The 15,295-nt window shown below is 66.6% G+C and carries 16 protein-coding genes; 11 read left to right on the top strand and 5 right to left on the bottom strand.

The features are described from left to right. Positions 1 to 24 precede the first annotated feature (24 nt). The gene (gene rpiB, locus NLM25_RS42430) at positions 25 to 456 is read left to right on the top strand and encodes a ribose 5-phosphate isomerase B (protein ID WP_254140882.1); all 432 of its coding nucleotides are present in this window, start codon (positions 25 to 27) and stop codon (positions 454 to 456) included. 6 nt (positions 457 to 462) lie between these two features. Here the strand turns inward: rpiB and NLM25_RS42425 are convergent, their stop codons facing one another. After that, positions 463 to 1,455, bottom strand: a complete 993-nt coding sequence (locus tag NLM25_RS42425; RefSeq protein WP_254140881.1) for an alpha/beta fold hydrolase — start codon at positions 1,453 to 1,455, stop codon at positions 463 to 465. A 167-nt stretch (positions 1,456 to 1,622) separates the two neighbouring features. Here NLM25_RS42425 and NLM25_RS42420 point away from each other — a divergent pair, with 167 nt between their 5' ends. The 10 genes from NLM25_RS42420 (at position 1,623) to NLM25_RS42375 (ending at position 11,527) form a co-directional block, all read left to right on the top strand. Next, entirely contained in the window at positions 1,623 to 2,204 is a 582-nt protein-coding gene (locus NLM25_RS42420; protein ID WP_254123858.1) for a helix-turn-helix domain-containing protein, read from the top strand. A gap of 40 nt (positions 2,205 to 2,244) precedes the next feature. Beyond that, positions 2,245 to 2,709 (top strand): GNAT family N-acetyltransferase, encoded by a 465-nt coding sequence (locus NLM25_RS42415; RefSeq protein ID WP_254141361.1) that lies wholly within the window; start codon positions 2,245 to 2,247, stop codon positions 2,707 to 2,709. Between the two features lie 102 nt (positions 2,710 to 2,811). Beyond that, positions 2,812 to 3,855, top strand: a complete 1,044-nt coding sequence (locus NLM25_RS42410; protein ID WP_254140880.1) for a LacI family DNA-binding transcriptional regulator — start codon at positions 2,812 to 2,814, stop codon at positions 3,853 to 3,855. An 85-nt stretch (positions 3,856 to 3,940) separates the two neighbouring features. Continuing rightward, complete coding sequence (gene xylB / locus NLM25_RS42405) at positions 3,941 to 5,398, top strand: xylulokinase (RefSeq protein ID WP_254140879.1); 1,458 nt, start codon at positions 3,941 to 3,943, stop codon at positions 5,396 to 5,398. Further along, positions 5,395 to 6,717, top strand: coding sequence for a xylose isomerase (gene xylA / locus NLM25_RS42400; RefSeq protein WP_254140878.1), 1,323 nt, complete (start codon positions 5,395 to 5,397; stop codon positions 6,715 to 6,717). Before xylB ends, xylA begins: the two co-directional genes overlap by 4 nt. Positions 6,718 to 6,729: 12 nt before the next feature. Beyond that, positions 6,730 to 7,488, top strand: a complete 759-nt coding sequence (locus tag NLM25_RS42395; protein ID WP_254123853.1) for an ATP-binding cassette domain-containing protein — start codon at positions 6,730 to 6,732, stop codon at positions 7,486 to 7,488. Further along, the gene (locus NLM25_RS42390; RefSeq protein WP_254123852.1) at positions 7,488 to 8,570 is read left to right on the top strand and encodes an ABC transporter permease; all 1,083 of its coding nucleotides are present in this window, start codon (positions 7,488 to 7,490) and stop codon (positions 8,568 to 8,570) included. Before NLM25_RS42395 ends, NLM25_RS42390 begins: the two co-directional genes overlap by 1 nt. A 94-nt stretch (positions 8,571 to 8,664) precedes the next feature. After that, complete coding sequence (locus NLM25_RS42385) at positions 8,665 to 9,597, top strand: sugar-binding protein (RefSeq protein WP_254123851.1); 933 nt, start codon at positions 8,665 to 8,667, stop codon at positions 9,595 to 9,597. A 103-nt stretch (positions 9,598 to 9,700) separates the two neighbouring features. Further along, positions 9,701 to 10,678, top strand: a complete 978-nt coding sequence (locus NLM25_RS42380; RefSeq protein ID WP_254140877.1) for an aldo/keto reductase — start codon at positions 9,701 to 9,703, stop codon at positions 10,676 to 10,678. A 3-nt stretch (positions 10,679 to 10,681) separates the two neighbouring features. Next, on the top strand, positions 10,682 to 11,527 hold the full coding sequence (locus NLM25_RS42375; RefSeq protein ID WP_254140876.1) for an amidohydrolase: 846 nt from the start codon (positions 10,682 to 10,684) through the stop codon (positions 11,525 to 11,527). A 192-nt stretch (positions 11,528 to 11,719) separates the two neighbouring features. Here NLM25_RS42375 and NLM25_RS42370 read toward each other — a convergent pair whose 3' ends face one another. The 4 genes from NLM25_RS42370 to NLM25_RS42355 all read right to left on the bottom strand — a co-directional run bounded on the left by NLM25_RS42370 (position 11,720) and on the right by NLM25_RS42355 (position 15,269). Next, on the bottom strand, positions 11,720 to 12,085 hold the full coding sequence (locus tag NLM25_RS42370) for a nuclear transport factor 2 family protein (protein WP_254140875.1): 366 nt from the start codon (positions 12,083 to 12,085) through the stop codon (positions 11,720 to 11,722). Between the two features lie 157 nt (positions 12,086 to 12,242). After that, on the bottom strand, positions 12,243 to 12,593 hold the full coding sequence (locus NLM25_RS42365; RefSeq protein WP_253572958.1) for a RidA family protein: 351 nt from the start codon (positions 12,591 to 12,593) through the stop codon (positions 12,243 to 12,245). Between the two features lie 96 nt (positions 12,594 to 12,689). Continuing rightward, positions 12,690 to 13,607: a PHB depolymerase family esterase gene (locus NLM25_RS42360; RefSeq protein WP_254140874.1), complete on the bottom strand. Its 918-nt coding sequence runs from the start codon at positions 13,605 to 13,607 to the stop codon at positions 12,690 to 12,692. A 3-nt stretch (positions 13,608 to 13,610) separates the two neighbouring features. Then, positions 13,611 to 15,269 carry an FAD-binding dehydrogenase gene (locus tag NLM25_RS42355; RefSeq protein WP_254140873.1) on the bottom strand — a complete coding sequence of 553 codons (1,659 nt, stop codon included), beginning with the start codon at positions 15,267 to 15,269 and terminating at the stop codon, positions 13,611 to 13,613. Positions 15,270 to 15,295: the final 26 nt, after the last annotated feature.

Genomic DNA, 15,295 nt, shown 5'->3' with positions numbered 1-15,295 from the left:
ATCGTGCACCCCGAGCGCGTGGAAATGCCCGACACCGTAGCCATTGCCTGTGATCACGGGGGCTTTGCCCTCAAGGAAGCCCTGAAGGTCGCTTTGCCCGACGTGAAGTGGCTGGACCTGGGCACTGATAGCGCGGACTCCGTCGACTATCCCGATTTCGCCGGCAAGCTGGCCGACGCCATCAAGGCCGGCAAGGCCGGGCGCGGCATTCTGATCTGCGGATCGGGTATCGGCATTTCGATCGCCGCCAACCGCCATGCGCATATCCGTTGCGCGCTTGCGCACGATGTCACGGGCGCGCGGCTGTGCCGCCAGCATAGCGACGCCAATGTCCTGGCGATGGGCGGACGCATGATCGGCGAAGCGGTCGCGACAGAATGCGTCGAAGTGTTCCTGAGCACCACATTCGAGGGCGGTCGCCATCAAAGGCGTGTCGATAAGCTAGGCCCCCGCTAGCTGCCGTCAGTTCGGCAAGCTCCGCAGGAATTCGGCGATCGCAGTGTTCACGTCCTCCGGGCGCTCCTGCTGGGTCCAGTGTCCGCAGCCCGGCAGCATCCTGATCTCGCGCAGCTGCGGCACCCATTGCTTCATCCCGGCGAGGTGCTCGGCGGCGCCGGGGAAGGCGAGGACCATGTCGTGGTCACCGGCGATGAAGAGCGAGGGCACGATCACCTTGACGCCTTCGAAGGCCCCCATCAGCTCCCAGTTGCGATCGATGTTGCGGTAGTAGTTGAGCGGTCCGCGGAAACCGCTGCGGGCAAATTCGGCGCCGTAATAATCGAGGTCGGCGGCGCTCAGCCATGACGGTCGCGGTACCTGTACCTTCGGCAACAAGCCGTCCTTGCGCGAGACCATGCCGACGCCGACGGTCCTGCCGGCACGTTCGGCATTGGCGCGGATCGCGATCACCCCTTCGCCGGAGCCGCCGTAGAGCATTGCAGCCAGCGTCGCTCGCGGATCCCGTTCGAACTCCGCTTCGGCAATGCCCGGCTCCTGGAAGTACAATTGATAGAACTGCGCATCCGCCGTCTGTGGCATGACGCTGGTCGGCCGCACCGGACCGCGTGGGCGATAGGGGACGCTGAGGATGGCGGCGGCACGGAAGCGGTCGGGGCGCAGGCGCGCGGTGTGCCAGGCAATCGACGCGCCCCAGTCATGGCCAACGATGACGGCCTCGCTCGCCGAGAAGGCGTCGAGCACGCCGACGAGATCGCCGACCATGTGGAAGATCGTGTACTGGTCGACCGCCTCGGGCCGGTCGCTCTTGCCGTAACCGCGCATGTCGGGCGCAACCGCATGGAAGCCGGCCGCCGCCAGCGCCTCGAGCTGGTGGCGCCATGAGTACCAGCCTTCCGGAAAGCCGTGGCAGAGCAGCACCAGGGGCCCCTTGCCTTGCTCCGCGACGTTGAGGGTGATGCCGTTGGCCTTGATCGTCCGCTGCGTCGGCCCGCCCATGTCATCGCCTCCCGATCATCGTGGTTGCGCGCATCCTAATCGGCCCTGCAAGCTCCGCAATGATTCCAATATATTAGACTATCACTCCCGGCATTCGCGTTCCGCGCCGCTAATCTCATTTTGCCTGGCGCGCGGTCCGGCGGCCGGCTTGTTTGGATACGCCACAAATGGACCAGCAGAAACTCGACCGCGCCATCGGTCGCCGCTTGAAGACGCTTCGGACTCAGGCCGGCATGACGCTGAATGAACTCGCGGCGCGGTCCGGCGTCAGCCGGGCCATGATCGGGCGGGTGGAGCGGGCGCAGAGCAGTGCGACCGCTGCGCTGCTCGGAAAGCTCTGCGCCGCGCTCGATGTGTCGCTCAGCGATGTGGTCGCGCTCGCCGAAAAGCCGCCGGAGCGGCTGGTGCGGCTGGCCGACCAGCCGCACTGGCGCGATCCCGACAGCGGCTACCGCCGGCGGCACGCCTCGCCGACGGATGCGGCCAGCGGCATCGAGATCATCGTCGTCGACCTGCCGGCCGGCGCGCGGGTGCCGTACAGTCCCTGGGGCCGCAACGCCTTCACCCAGCAGCTTCTGATGCTGGAGGGTGCGATCGCCGTCCATATCGACGCCAAGGCGGTGCGCCTGCGCGAGGGCGACTGTCTCGATTTCGACGTGATGCGCGCGGTGATCTTCGAGAACGAAACCAGGCAGGACGCACGCTACGTCATCATCACGCGCCGCGGCTCCTCTTACGGGAAAGTCTGATGGTCCCGATGCGATATGAAATCCTGGAGTGAACCTGACGATGCAGATCCGCACCGGCGACACCTTTGATCCGCGCGTCATCGCGGTGCTCGATCATCACGTTACGGCTGCGCGGGCGCAGACCGCGCCGGGCAGCGCCCATGCGCTCGATCTCTCCGGGCTGCGCGCGTCCGACATCGCGTTCTGGACCGGCTGGGACGGCGAGGCGCTGGTCGCCACTGGCGCGCTGAAGACGCTGTCGCCGCAGCACGGCGAGGTGAAGTCGATGCACACGCTCCAGACCACGCGCCGGCGCGGCTTCGGCGGCCGGATGCTGCGCCACATCATCACTGAAGCCCGTGCGTGCGGCATGACGCGGCTCAGCCTCGAGACCGGCTCCTGGGACTATTTCAAGCCGGCGCACGCGCTCTACCGCGCCCACGGTTTCGTCGCCTGTGGCCCGTTCGAGGGCTATGTCGAGGATCCCAACAGCTTGTTCCTGATGCTCGACCTGACCAGCCGCTGAACCCCCTGGCTGCCGCCGATCGCAGGGCAACTGCGGCTCCGAACATTTCGGCCCCATCAAAATGAGTTGCGTACCTCAAAACACCTCTGATAGCCTTCAGCCATGGCCGAGACTTTCACCGCGACCGCCTTGACGCTGAAGGACATCGCCCGCGAGGCGGGCGTCAGCCTGGCGACGGTCGACCGCGTCCTGCACAACCGCCCGGGCGTGCGGCCCGATACGGTCCGGCGCGTCAAGGCGGCGATCGAGCGCAACGCCTTCCAGCCGCACGTCGCCGCCGCCGAACTCGCCCGCAGCCGTGCCCGCCGCTTTGCCTTCGTGATGCCGGCGGGCCCAAACCCCTTCATGCAGCAGATCGAGGCCTATCTCGGCGAGATGTCGGCCTGGCTCTCAGCCCGCCGCCTCGGTGTTGAGGTGGTCGCGACTGATGTGTTCGACCCGTCCGCCCTCGCGGCCTCGCTGGAGGCGCTGTCCGGCGATTACGACGGCGTCGCCGTGGTGGCGCTGGACCATCCCGGCGTCCGCGCCGCGATCAACGATCTCGTCGATGCCGGGACCAGTGTCGTGACGCTGGTCTCGGACGTGCCGTCCTCGCGGCGCCACCATTATGTCGGCATCGACAACATCGCGGCGGGGCGTACCGCCGGCGCCCTGGTCGGTCGGCTGGTCGGCCAGCGATCCGGCAAGGTCGCGATCGTCGCGGGCTCGCAGGGCCTGCGCGACCATTCCGAACGCATCTTCGGCTTCAGCCAGGTGATGGCGTCGGAATTCCCCGATCTCAGCGTGCTGCCGGTGCTGGAAGGGCGCGACGAGGACGGCCGTTCCGAACAGGTTCTGGCGCGGCTGCTCGGCAAGCACGCCGACATTGTCGGCCTCTATAACGCCGGCGCCGGCACGCAAGGTGTCGCCAATGCGCTGAGCGATGCCGACCGCGGCAAGCAAATGGTGTTCGTCGGACACGACGTCACCGCGCTGACGCGCCGGCTGCTGTTGCAGGGCGTGATGGATGCCGCGATCTCGCAGAACCCCGGACATGAAGCGCGCGCCGCCGTGCGCGTGCTGCTCGCGCTTGCGCGCGGCGAGCCGATCCTGCGCGAACAGGAGAAGATCAGGATCGACATCGTGATGCGGGACAATCTGCCCTAGCGGCAGCTGGAGTTCGAAACGGCCGTTGCGGTGAATGCGACTCCAAGCTCGCACATCGCGACAGGCGAAAGGGAGGGAGGACGGCGTGTATCTCGGAATCGACATCGGCACGTCCGGTGTGAAGGCGGTGCTCGTGAGCGAAGCCAGCGCGATTGTCGCGACGGCCGCGCGCGAGCTCGCGCTGTCGCATCCCGCGCCGCTGTGGTCCGAGCAGGATCCCGACGCCTGGGTCGATGCGGCGGTTGGCGCCGTCGACGACCTCGCAGGCCATCAACCGCGCGCGGTCGCGCAGGTGCGCGGCATCGGGCTGTCCGGCCAGATGCATGGCGCAACTCTTCTCGGCGAGGACGGACGGCCGCTGCGACCCGCGATTCTGTGGAACGACGGCCGCTCCCACGCGGAATGCGTCGCGCTCGAGCGGCGCTGCCCGTCGCTGCACACGATCGCCGGCAATCTGGCAATGCCCGGCTTCACCGCGCCAAAGCTGCTCTGGGTCGCGCGGCAGGAGCCGCAGCTGTTCGAGCGCGTGGCAAAGGTGCTGCTGCCGAAGGCCTATGTGCGTTATCGCCTCACCGGCGAAATGGTCGAGGATATGTCCGACGCCGCGGGCACGCTGTGGCTCGATGTCGGTCTGCGCCGCTGGTCGGCCCTGCTGCTGCATGCCACCGGACTCGATCTCCATCACATGCCCCGCCTCGTCGAGGGTAGCGAGGTCAGCGCAGTGCTCGCGCCGGAATTCGCGCGGCGCTGGGGCATGGCGAAAGATGTCGTGATCGCCGGCGGCGCGGGCGACAATGCCGCGAGCGCTATCGGGCTCGGCGCGATCGCACCGGGCGATGCCTTCCTGTCGCTCGGCACCTCCGGCGTGGTGTTCCGCGTCACCGATCGGTTCGCACCGGCGCCGGCCTCGGCCGTGCATGCGTTCTGCCATGCGCTGCCCGGCCTCTGGCACCAGATGGGCGTGATGCTGTCGGCCGCGGCTTCGCTGGCCTGGCTCGCCGGCGTGATGGAGACGCCGGCCGCCGCGCTCCTGGCGCCGCTCGGCGAGCGCGTCGACGGACCGAGCTCCATCAAATTCCTGCCCTATCTCGACGGCGAGCGCACGCCGCACAACGATGCCGCCGCCAGCGGCGCCTTCGTCGGCTTGCGCGGTGCGACCGGGCGCAGCCAGATCGTGCAGGCCGTGCTGGAAGGCGTCGCCTTTGCCGCGCGCGACAACCTCGCGGCGCTGAGCGCGGCCAGCGGGCCGATTGCGGAGGTCGATCTCGTCGGCGGCGGCTCGCGCTCGCCGCTATGGGCGCAGATCTGCGCCGATGTGCTCGGCATTCCCGTCCACCGCGTCGAGGAAGGCGAGGTCGGGGCGGCGCTCGGCGCCGCGCGTCTCGGCCGGCTCGCCGCCACCGGCGAAGATCCCGCGGAGGTCTGCAAGCGCCCGCGCCGGCTCGCGAGCTTTGTACCCCGCGCATCCGTCACTGCGGCCTATGACGAGGCCTATCGGCGGTGGCGCGAGCTTTATCCTGCGTTGAAGGAGAGCCCTAAGTGAACGCATCAGCCAAATTCTTCGATGCAAGCGCCCCTGTCGCCTTCGGCGGCAAGGATGCGGCCAACACGCTCGCCTTCCGCTGGTACGACAAGGACCGCCTCGTCCATGGCCGCAGGCTCGAGGATCATTTGCGCTTTGCTGTCTGCTACTGGCATTCCTTCTGCTGGCCCGGCGGCGATCCCTTCGGCGGCGAGACGTTCCTGCGCCCCTGGCATCGAGGGGCCGATGCGATGGCGCAAGCGCGCGCCAAGGCCGATGTCGCCTTCGAGCTGTTCCGCCTGCTGGACGTGCCCTTCTTCACCTTCCACGATGTCGACGCGGCGCCGGAAGGAGCTTCGCTCGCGGAATCCATTGCCAACCTCAACGCGATTGCCGATCTGTTCGAAGCGAAGATGGCCTCGGCCAGGGTCCGCCTGCTCTGGGGCACCGCGAACCTGTTCACGCATCGCCGCTACATGGCGGGCGCGGCGACCAATCCGGACCCGGAGATCTTCGCCTATGCTGCCGGCCAGGTTCGCGCCGCGCTGGAGGTGACGCACCGGCTCGGCGGCCAGAACTACGTGCTCTGGGGCGGGCGCGAGGGCTATGAGACGCTGCTCAACACCGATCTCAGGCGCGAGCTCGACCAGCTCGGCCGCTTCGTCTCGCTCGTCGTCGAGCACAAGCACAGAATAGGCTTCAAGGGCCCGATCCTGATCGAGCCGAAGCCGAAGGAGCCGACCAAGCATCAATATGATTTCGACGTGGCCACCTGCTACGGCTTCCTGGAACGCTACGATCTCCTAAACGACGTCAAGCTCAACATCGAGCAGAACCACGCCATCCTGGCCGGCCACTCCTTCCATCACGAGGTCGCGCTCGCGGAGGCGCTCGGTGTGTTCGGCTCGCTCGACATCAATCGCGGCGACGATTTGCTCGGCTGGGACACCGACCAGTTCGCGATGAACGTGCCGGAGCTGGCGCTGGTGTTCCACGAGATCCTGAACCGCGGCGGCTTCACCTCCGGCGGGCTCAATTTCGACGCCAAGATCCGCCGCCAGTCGATCGATCCCGACGATCTGATCCATGCCCATGTCGGCTCGATGGATGCCTGCGCGCGCGCCTTCCTCGCCGCCGCGGACATGCTCGACGCCGGCGTTCTCACCGCACCGCTGGCGAAGCGCTACGAGGGATGGGCCGGGCCCGAAGGCCGGGCCATTCTTGGCGGCCAGCGCTCGCTCGCCGAACTTGCCGACCGCGCGCTCAGCCCCGGCTTCGACCCGCAGCCGCGTTCGGGGCGGCAGGAATATCTGGAATCCCTGGTCAACCGCTACGTCTGAGGAAGGCCGCTGATGACAAACGCTGAAGCGACACCGGTCCTCGAGCTGACCGGCATCGGCAAGGAGTTCGGCGCAATCCGCGCGCTTCACGGCGTCGACCTGCAGGTCCAGCCCGGCGAGGTCGTCGGCCTGATGGGCGACAACGGCGCCGGCAAGTCGACGCTGGTCAAGATCATCGCCGGCAATTTCCGCCCCAGCCATGGCGAGATCCGCTTCGCCGGCAGCGCGGTTCATTTCAATCGCCCGGTGGATGCCCGTGCCGTCGGCATCGAGGTCGTCTACCAGGACCTCGCACTCGCCGACAATCTGACGGCTGCCGCCAACGTCTTCCTCGGCCGCGAGCTGAAGCGCAGGTTCGGCCCGCTTGCGCTGCTCGACCACAAGGCGATGGCGGCCCGCGCGCTGGAGCTGTTCGGCGAGCTGCGCTCGGAGACGCGCCCCGACGATCTCGTCAAGCAGATGTCCGGCGGCCAGCGCCAGGCGGTCGCGATCGCGCGGACGCGGCTCTCCAACGCGCGGCTGGTCATGATGGACGAGCCGACCGCGGCGATCTCGGTCCGCCAGGTCGAGCAGGTGCTCGGCCTGATCCACCGGCTGAAGGAGCAGGGCGTCGCCGTGATGCTGATCTCGCACCGCATGCCCGACGTATTCGCGGTGTGCGACCGCGTCATCGTCATGCGCCGCGGCGAGAAGCGGGCCGACAAGCCGATCCACCAGACGTCGCCCGAGGAAGTCACCGCTCTCATCACCGGCGCGAAGGAGGCGGCGTGATGGCCATGCCCATGGAATCTCCGATCAGCTTCACCAATGTCGGCCGGATCAGATGGTGGCAGCGCGGCATCTTCGCCTCCCAGACCGGCTATGTGCTGCTCGCGCTGGCGGTGCTGCTGGTGATCATGCATTTCGCCAGCCCCTATTTCTTTACCGAAGGCAACATGCAGAACGTGGCGAAGAACTTCTCCTTCATCGCCATCGCGACGCTCGGCGTCACGTTCGTGATCATCACCGGCGGCATCGATCTGTCGGTCGGCTCGATGATGTGCTTCTCGGCCATGATCACCTCGATGGTGATGACCGAGCTGTCGGCGCCCGGCTCGCCTGCCGGCTCGCTGTTCGTGCACATGGCGGCCGACGGCAAGACCGTGCTGGCCAATGTGCCGGGGCTGATCCTGCTGGTCTCGATCCTCGCGGGACTCGGCGTCGCCCTCATCGCAGGGCTCGTCAACGGCTTCTGCATCGCCGTTCTCGGCCTGTCGCCCTTCGTCACGACGCTCGGCATGCTCTCGATCGTGCGCGGGCTCGGCTATGTCGTCTCCAACGGCCGCGGCAGTTTTCCGGGCGGGCCGGACGCCGATTATTTCTATGCGCTCACGTCGGGCGATGTGCTCGGCGTGCCCGTGCCCTTCATCTATCTCGTGGTCCTCGCGCTGGCGATGGCCGTGGTGCTGCACCACAGCTCGTTCGGTCGCCACGTCTTCGCCCTCGGCGGCAACGAGAAGGCGGCGGAGCTGACGGGTATTCCGGTGGTGCGGGTGAAGATCGAAGTCTATGTGATCTGCGCGCTCGCCGCAGGGCTCCAGGGCATCATCATCTCCGGCTGGCTCGGCTCGGCGCCCGCCAACATGGCGACGTCCTACGAGCTCAACGTGATCGCGGCGGCCGTCATCGGCGGCGCCAACCTCGCGGGCGGCATCGGCGGCCCGCTGGGGGCCATCGTCGGCTGCGTGCTGCTGGAAGTGATCCGCAACGGTCTCGTGCTCGCCCAGGTCAGCTCCTACTGGCAGCAGACGCTGGTGGGCGTGATCATCATCCTGGCCGTGCTGGTCGATCGCATCCGCTCGCGGATGGTCTGACGTGACGTCGTTCCGGGAGGGCAACGAAAATGCCGCCTGTCCGCTTCCCGGACGATCTTAAGCGGACGGGCGCCAGAGAAGGGTGGAGGAGACAATGAGGAAACTTCTTCTTGCCGGCATCGCCGTCGCGATGATGGCGACGCCGGCGTTTGCCGCGAACTACCGATTCGTGATCGTGCCCAAGGCGATGAACAATCCGTTCTTCGACTTCGCGCGCGACGGTTGCCTGAAGCGGGCCAAGGAGCTCGGCAATATCGAGTGCATCTACAAGGGTCCGGTCGAGCATGAGCCGGCGACGCAGGCGCAGATCATCCAGGATTTCGTCACCCAGAAGGTCGACGGCCTCGCCATCTCGGTCGCCGACGTTGCCGCCATGACCAAGTCGATCGAGGCGGCGACCGCGGCGGGCATTCCCGTCATCACCTTCGATGCCGATGCGCCGGGGTCGAAGCGGATCGCCTATATCGGCACCAACAACAAGGAGTTCGGCGTCGCGCTCGGCAAGGAGCTCGTGAAGCTGCGGCCCGACGGCGGCAAATACGCCATGGTCTCGGGCGGTCCGGGCGCCAAGAATCTCGCCGAGCGCGTCGACGGCGTCCGTGAGGCGCTGAAGGGCTCGAAATGGACCGAGGTCGCGGGGTCGCCGACCTTCTGCAACGACGATCCGGCGCTGGCGGTCCAGCAGATGACGGATATGCGCACCGCCACGCCCGATCTCGCCGCCATCGTTCCCATCGGCGGCTGGCCGATGTTCGCCCCTGAAGGTTTCAAGGCCTTCGCCTCCAGGAACAAGAAGGACATCGATGCCGGCAAGTTCACGCTGGTCGTTGCCGATACGCTGAAGATGCAGCTCGAGCTCTTGCGCGACGGCTATGCCAATGCGCTGGTCGGCCAGCGTCCGTTCGAGATGGGCGAGAAGGCGATGGATACGCTGCTCGCCATCAAGAAGGGCGAGAAGGTGCCGGAGATCGTCTACACCGGCCTCGATCTCGTGACCAAGGACAACGTTGCACAGATGTTGAAGTAGGAGCGCCGCCAGCCCCGCGCTCCTGCGTGCCTCTCCCGCTTGCGATTTCCGCAAGCGGGAGAGATGATTTGGATGGTTGGAAGACTGTTGGAAGGCAATGGGAATGAACAGGTCGCGGCTCGGCTCTCTCGACGTCACCTCACTCGGTCTCGGTTCCGCCCCGCTCGGCGGATTGTTCAGCCCCGTCAGCGATGCCGATGCGGAGGCGACGATCGCGCGCGCCTGGGCGCTCGGGGTCCGCTTCTACGACACCGCGCCGCTCTACGGCTTTGGCCTCGCCGAACGACGGATCGGCGCTTTCCTGCGGCAGCAGCCGCGCGATTCCTACATCATCTCGACCAAGGTCGGACGCCTGCTGCGCGCGCCCGATGGCGCCGCCGCCGAGGACGAGCACTACAAGGGCACGTCGCGCGAGCGGCCGGTGTTCGACTTCTCCTATGACGGCGTGATGCGTTCGGTGGAGGAGAGCCTGACACGCCTCGGGCTCGACCGTATCGACGTCCTGCTCGTGCATGATCCCGACGATCACTATGATGACGCCGTGGCCGGCGCCTTCCGCGCGCTCCAGCGGCTGCGCGGCGACGGTACGGTCAAGGCGATCGGTGCCGGCATGAACCAGTCTGAAATGCTGGTCCGTTTTGCGCAAGCCCTGCCGGTCGACTGCTTCCTGCTCGCCGGCCGGTACACGCTGCTCGACCAGGGCGCGCTGGATGCGCTGTTCCCGGTCTGCGCAGCGAAGAACATCGGCATCCTGCTCGGCGGTATCTACAACAGCGGCATTTTGGCCAATCCGCATCCCGGCGCGAAGTTCAACTATCAGGACGCCAACGCGGCGCTGATCGCGCGTGCGCTCGAGCTCGACGAGCTCTGCCGCAAGCACGGCACCGAGCTGAAAGCCGCTGCGCTCCAGTTCTGCATGGCCCATCCGGCCGTGACGGTCGCCGTGATGGGCGCGCGCAACGCCGCGGAGGTCGCCGACAACATCGCGATGTCGGAGACGGCGGTGCCGCAAGCCTTCTGGCAGGAGCTGCGCGCGCGAAACCTCGTCGACGCCCGCGCGCCGCTGCCGGGCGGAGCGTGAGGCATGATCATCGACGGCCATCAGCATTTCTGGGATCCGGCGCGCGCCGACTATCCCTGGATGGACGCGCCCGAGCTCACGCCGATCCGCCGCGCGTTCGGACCCGCCGATCTCGCGCCGCTGTTGAAAGCGAACGACATCGACGCGAGCATCGTGGTGCAGTGCCGCTCCGCGCTCGAGGAGACCGAGGAATTCTTGCGCATCGCGCATGCCACGCCTTCGGTGATTGGTGTCGTCGGCTGGGTCGATCTGACCGACGGCGCGCTTGGCGACACGCTCGACCGGCTGCGCGCCGCGCCCGGCGGCAAGAAGCTGGTCGGCATCCGTCACCAGGTGCACGATGAGGCCGATCCCGACTGGCTGCTGCGCGAGGACGTCCAGCGTGGCCTAACAGCAATTTTCGCCCGCGATCTCACCTACGATTTCCTCGTCCGCACCCGCGAATTGCCCGCCGCCATTGCAACCGCGCAGGCCTTTCCGCAGGCGCGCTTCGTGCTCGACCACGCAGCAAAGCCGCCGATCGCCGATGGCGGAAGCGCCGAATGGGCCGACCGCATCGCGGCGCTCGGGACTTGCGCCAATGTCTGGTGTAAGATTTCGGGGCTCGCGACGGAAGCGGTGTGGAATGACTGGGATGCGGAGCGACTGTTTCCGTTCATTGATCATGCCGCGAATTGCTTTGGCGAGGATCGCCTCATCTTCGGCTCGGACTGGCCGGTGTGCCTGCTTGCCGGGCGCTATGGCGAGATCAAGGGCGCGCTGGAGGCGTGCCTGGCGAGGCTTGGCGCGCATGTGCGCGACAAGGCGTTTGGGGTAAATGCGAAGGCTGCGTATCGGCTGGCGCTATGATGCCGTGTTGGGCGCAAAGCTCGCGCCCAACAGGAGGTGTCGTCCCTGCGAAAGCAGGGACCCATAACCCCAGGGAGGAGTTTGGCGAAGATCAGTCGCTCGGTACTCCCGCCTCCCAAACCGATAGATCGCGCGGTATGGGTCCCTGCGTTCGCAGGGACGACGACTGAGCTTGAGGTTCCACTCAGCCCCTCACGCGCCCGCGGGCACCTGGTCCAGAAATCCCGTGATGCTCCTGATGCGGCCGTCCTTCAGCACGGCGAAATCGGTGCCCTTGATGGGGCTGTCGACACCGTCAGGACCTAGGCCCCAGCTGAAGCGAATATGGTCGCCGTAGCCGTTGGGCTCGCCGATCAGCTTGAATTTGAAGTCGGGAAAGCGCTGCTGCACGCCCGCGATCAGCGCGTCGATTCCGTCCCGGCCGTCGCCCTTCATCAGGGGATCGACATAGCTCGCATCCGCCGTCCAGTTTTCGCTGAGCAGTTCGCGGCGGCGGCCGCCAGCGCGCTCATTCCAGAGATCGATGTAGCGGCTGGCGATGGTGATGGCGTCGGTCATGGTGCTCTCCTTCGATGGCGCCGTGTTCGGCTGTTCCAACTATCGAAGGTTTACGAGCGCCGATCGATTACCTCGGACGTCATGGGTCGGAAAACGACTGAAGCGCGACGATGGTCTCGTCGCGCCTCAGATACTCGCAATAATTTCAGCGCGAAAATTACTTCGCCGCCGTCACCATGATCTCGACGGTGTATTGGGCCGCCGCCAGCTTGGCTTCGACGGTGGCGCGGGCCGGGGTGTTGCCGGGCGAGACCCAGGCGTCCCACACCGCGTTCATCTCGCCGAAGGTCTTCATGTCGGTGATGTAGATCGTGGCCGAGAGCAGCTTCGACTTGTCGGTGCCGGCCTTGGCGAGATGGCCGTCGATGGTCGCCAGGATGTCCTGGGTCTGCTTCGTGACGCTTTCGCCCGCGGCCTTGTTGGCGACGACACCGGCGAGATAGACGGTGTTGCCGTGCACGACGACCTGGCTCATGCGCGGGCCGGTTTCGAAACGCTGAATGCTCATTGGGGATCTCCTGCTGGAATGGCGGCCCTGTCTAGCCCAGCGCCTTGCGCTGTGCCACCCCGGCAATGCATGCGTTGCCGCCGATGCATGTGCCGTTCACGGATACTGACTGAAAAACGACCAGATCGTCTCGGCGCCGTCGATGTCGTTATTCTGCGGCCCGAGCATGCTGGTTGCGACCTTCGGGAAGCGGGCATCCGGCGAAAATCCGGGCATGCGGTGGCCGCCATTTTTGACGCGATAGAGCACGACGTCGTGTCCTTTGGGACAACGCGAGGAGATCCGCGTGACCGTGGACTGGTCTGCGGGCGCCCTGTCGGGCAGGTCGGTCACCTCGGCGTCATCGGCCTCGCAGCCATTGAGCTTGCGCCAGAATGCCAGGGTTTCCTCGGTGGACCAGAACCCGTCTGCGGCAAAATAGCTCGATCCGCGTCCACCCTCGTAAGGCACCAGCGGGTCGGCCGTGCCGTTGATGAGCAGCATCGGCAGCGGCCGCGATGGATGGCACGTGACGGCGGCCTCGTCAGTGAGGTTCATGATCACGCTCGCGCCCGCCGCGAACAGATCGGCGCGCGCGCAGACCAGCGTCATCGCCATGGCGCCGCCATTGGAGATGCCGGCGACATAAACGCGTTTTGGATCGGCCGTGCCGTTCGCCACCAGCTTCTCGACGAGCTTTGCAATGAAGGCGATGTCGTCGGTGCCCGGCGGCGGGCCGCGCAGCGCAGGCCCCGCCTTGGTTCGCGCATCGGCCCAGGCGTGGTTGAGGCCATCGGGAAAGACCACGGCAAAACCCTCACGCTTTGCGACCTGCGGCCACGCCGTCCGCGCGACCATGTCGGCGCCGCGCTGGGTCTTGCCATGCAGCACGATCACGAGCGGCACCAGCCGCTTCGCCGGCAGCTGCGCGGTGTAGGAGCGTTTTGCGCCGCCGACGTCGATCGTATCGGCGGATGCAACGGTGGTTGCGACCAATGCTGCGAGAAGCGCCCCGATCTGCATCCACCGCCGCATGCGCTATCCCACGGCCTTCGCCGCCGCACGGCCGGCATTGCGTCCCGAGAACAGGCAGCCGCCGAGGAAGGTGCCCTCCAGCGAGCGATAGCCGTGCACGCCGCCACCGCCGAAGCCGGCGGCTTCGCCGACCGCATAGAGGCCGGGAATGACGCTGCCCTCCGCGCCGAACACGCGCGAGTCGAGGTCGGTCTCGAAACCGCCGAGCGTCTTGCGGGTGAGGATGTTGAGCTTGACCGCGATCAGCGGCCCCTGCGCGGGATCGAGGATCCGGTGCGGCGAGGCGGTGCGGATCAGCTTGTCGCCGATATAGCGCCGCGCATTGTGGATGTTCATCACCTGCGCGTCCTTGACGTAGGGGTTGGCGATCTCGCGGTCGCGCGCCTCGATCTGCATCCTGATGTGCTCGAGCTTGAGGAGGTCGCTGCCGGCGAGCTTGTTCATGGCCGCGACGAGATCCTCGATCTTGTCGCGTACGATGAAGTCGACACCATGGCTTTTGAACGCCTCCACCGGCGCCGGCGCGCCCTTGTTGGTGGCGCGGCGCAAGGTCATCCGCCAGCTCTTGCCCGTGAGATCGGGGTTCTGCTCTGATCCCGACAGCGCAAATTCCTTCTTGATGATGCTCTGGGTCAGGATGAACCAGGAATAATCATAGCCCGTGGACATGATGTATTGGAGCTGGCCGAGGGTGTCGGAGCCGGGAAACAACGGCGCCGGCAGCCGCGTGCCTGTTGCGTCGAACCACATCGAGGACGGGCCGGGCAGGATGCGGATGCCGTGGCGCGGCCAGATCGGATTCCAGTTCTGGATGCCTTCGACATAGTGCCACATGCGGTCGCGGTTGATCAGCCGTGCGCCTGATTTCTCGGTGATACCGATCATGCGGCCGTCGACATGTTCGGGCACGCCCGAGATCATGAATTTCGGCGGCTCGCCGAGCCGCTTCGGCCAGTTCTGCCGCACCAGCTCGTGGTTGCCGCCGATGCCGCCAGAGGCCACGATCACCGCCTGCGCGTTCAGCGCAAACTCGCCGACCACATTGCGTGACGAGGTCTTGCCGCGTTCGACATTGTCAGGCGCGAGGATCGCGCCGCTGATGCCATCCACGGTGCCGTTGGTGATGGAGAGCGCATCCACGCGATGGCGGAACTTGAAGGTCAGCCGGCCGCTCTTCACGGCCTCGCGCGCGCGGCGCTCGAATGGCTCGACGATGCCGGGGCCGGTTCCCCAGGTGACGTGGAAGCGCGGCACCGAATTGCCGTGGCCCATCGCGTCGTAGCCGCCGCGCTCGGCCCAGCCGACCACCGGGAAGATGCGATGCCCCATCGCGCGCAGCCAGTCGCGTTTCTCGCCGGCCGCGAACGCCACATAGGCTTCGGCCCATTGCCGTGGCCAGAAATCCTCGTCGCGGTCGAAGCCGGCAGTGCCGAGCCAGTCCTGCATGGCGAGGTCGAAGGAGTCCTTGATGCCGAGCCGGCGCTGCTCCGGCGAATCAACCAGAAACAATCCGCCGAACGACCAGAACGCCTGGCCGCCGAGCGATTGCTCGCCTTCCTGGTCGACCACGATCACGCGCTTGCCCGCGTCCGCGATCTCGGTTGCGGCAACCAGTCCGGATAGTCCTGCACCGACGACGATGACATCCGTCTTTTCAGCCATGTGTTTCCCCCTCCATCGGTTCCCCC

The organism is Bradyrhizobium sp. CCGB01, assembly GCF_024199795.1.
In the GTDB taxonomy this organism is placed as follows: Bacteria; Pseudomonadota; Alphaproteobacteria; order Rhizobiales; family Xanthobacteraceae; genus Bradyrhizobium.
This window is presented reverse-complemented; position numbering and strand designations above follow the sequence as displayed.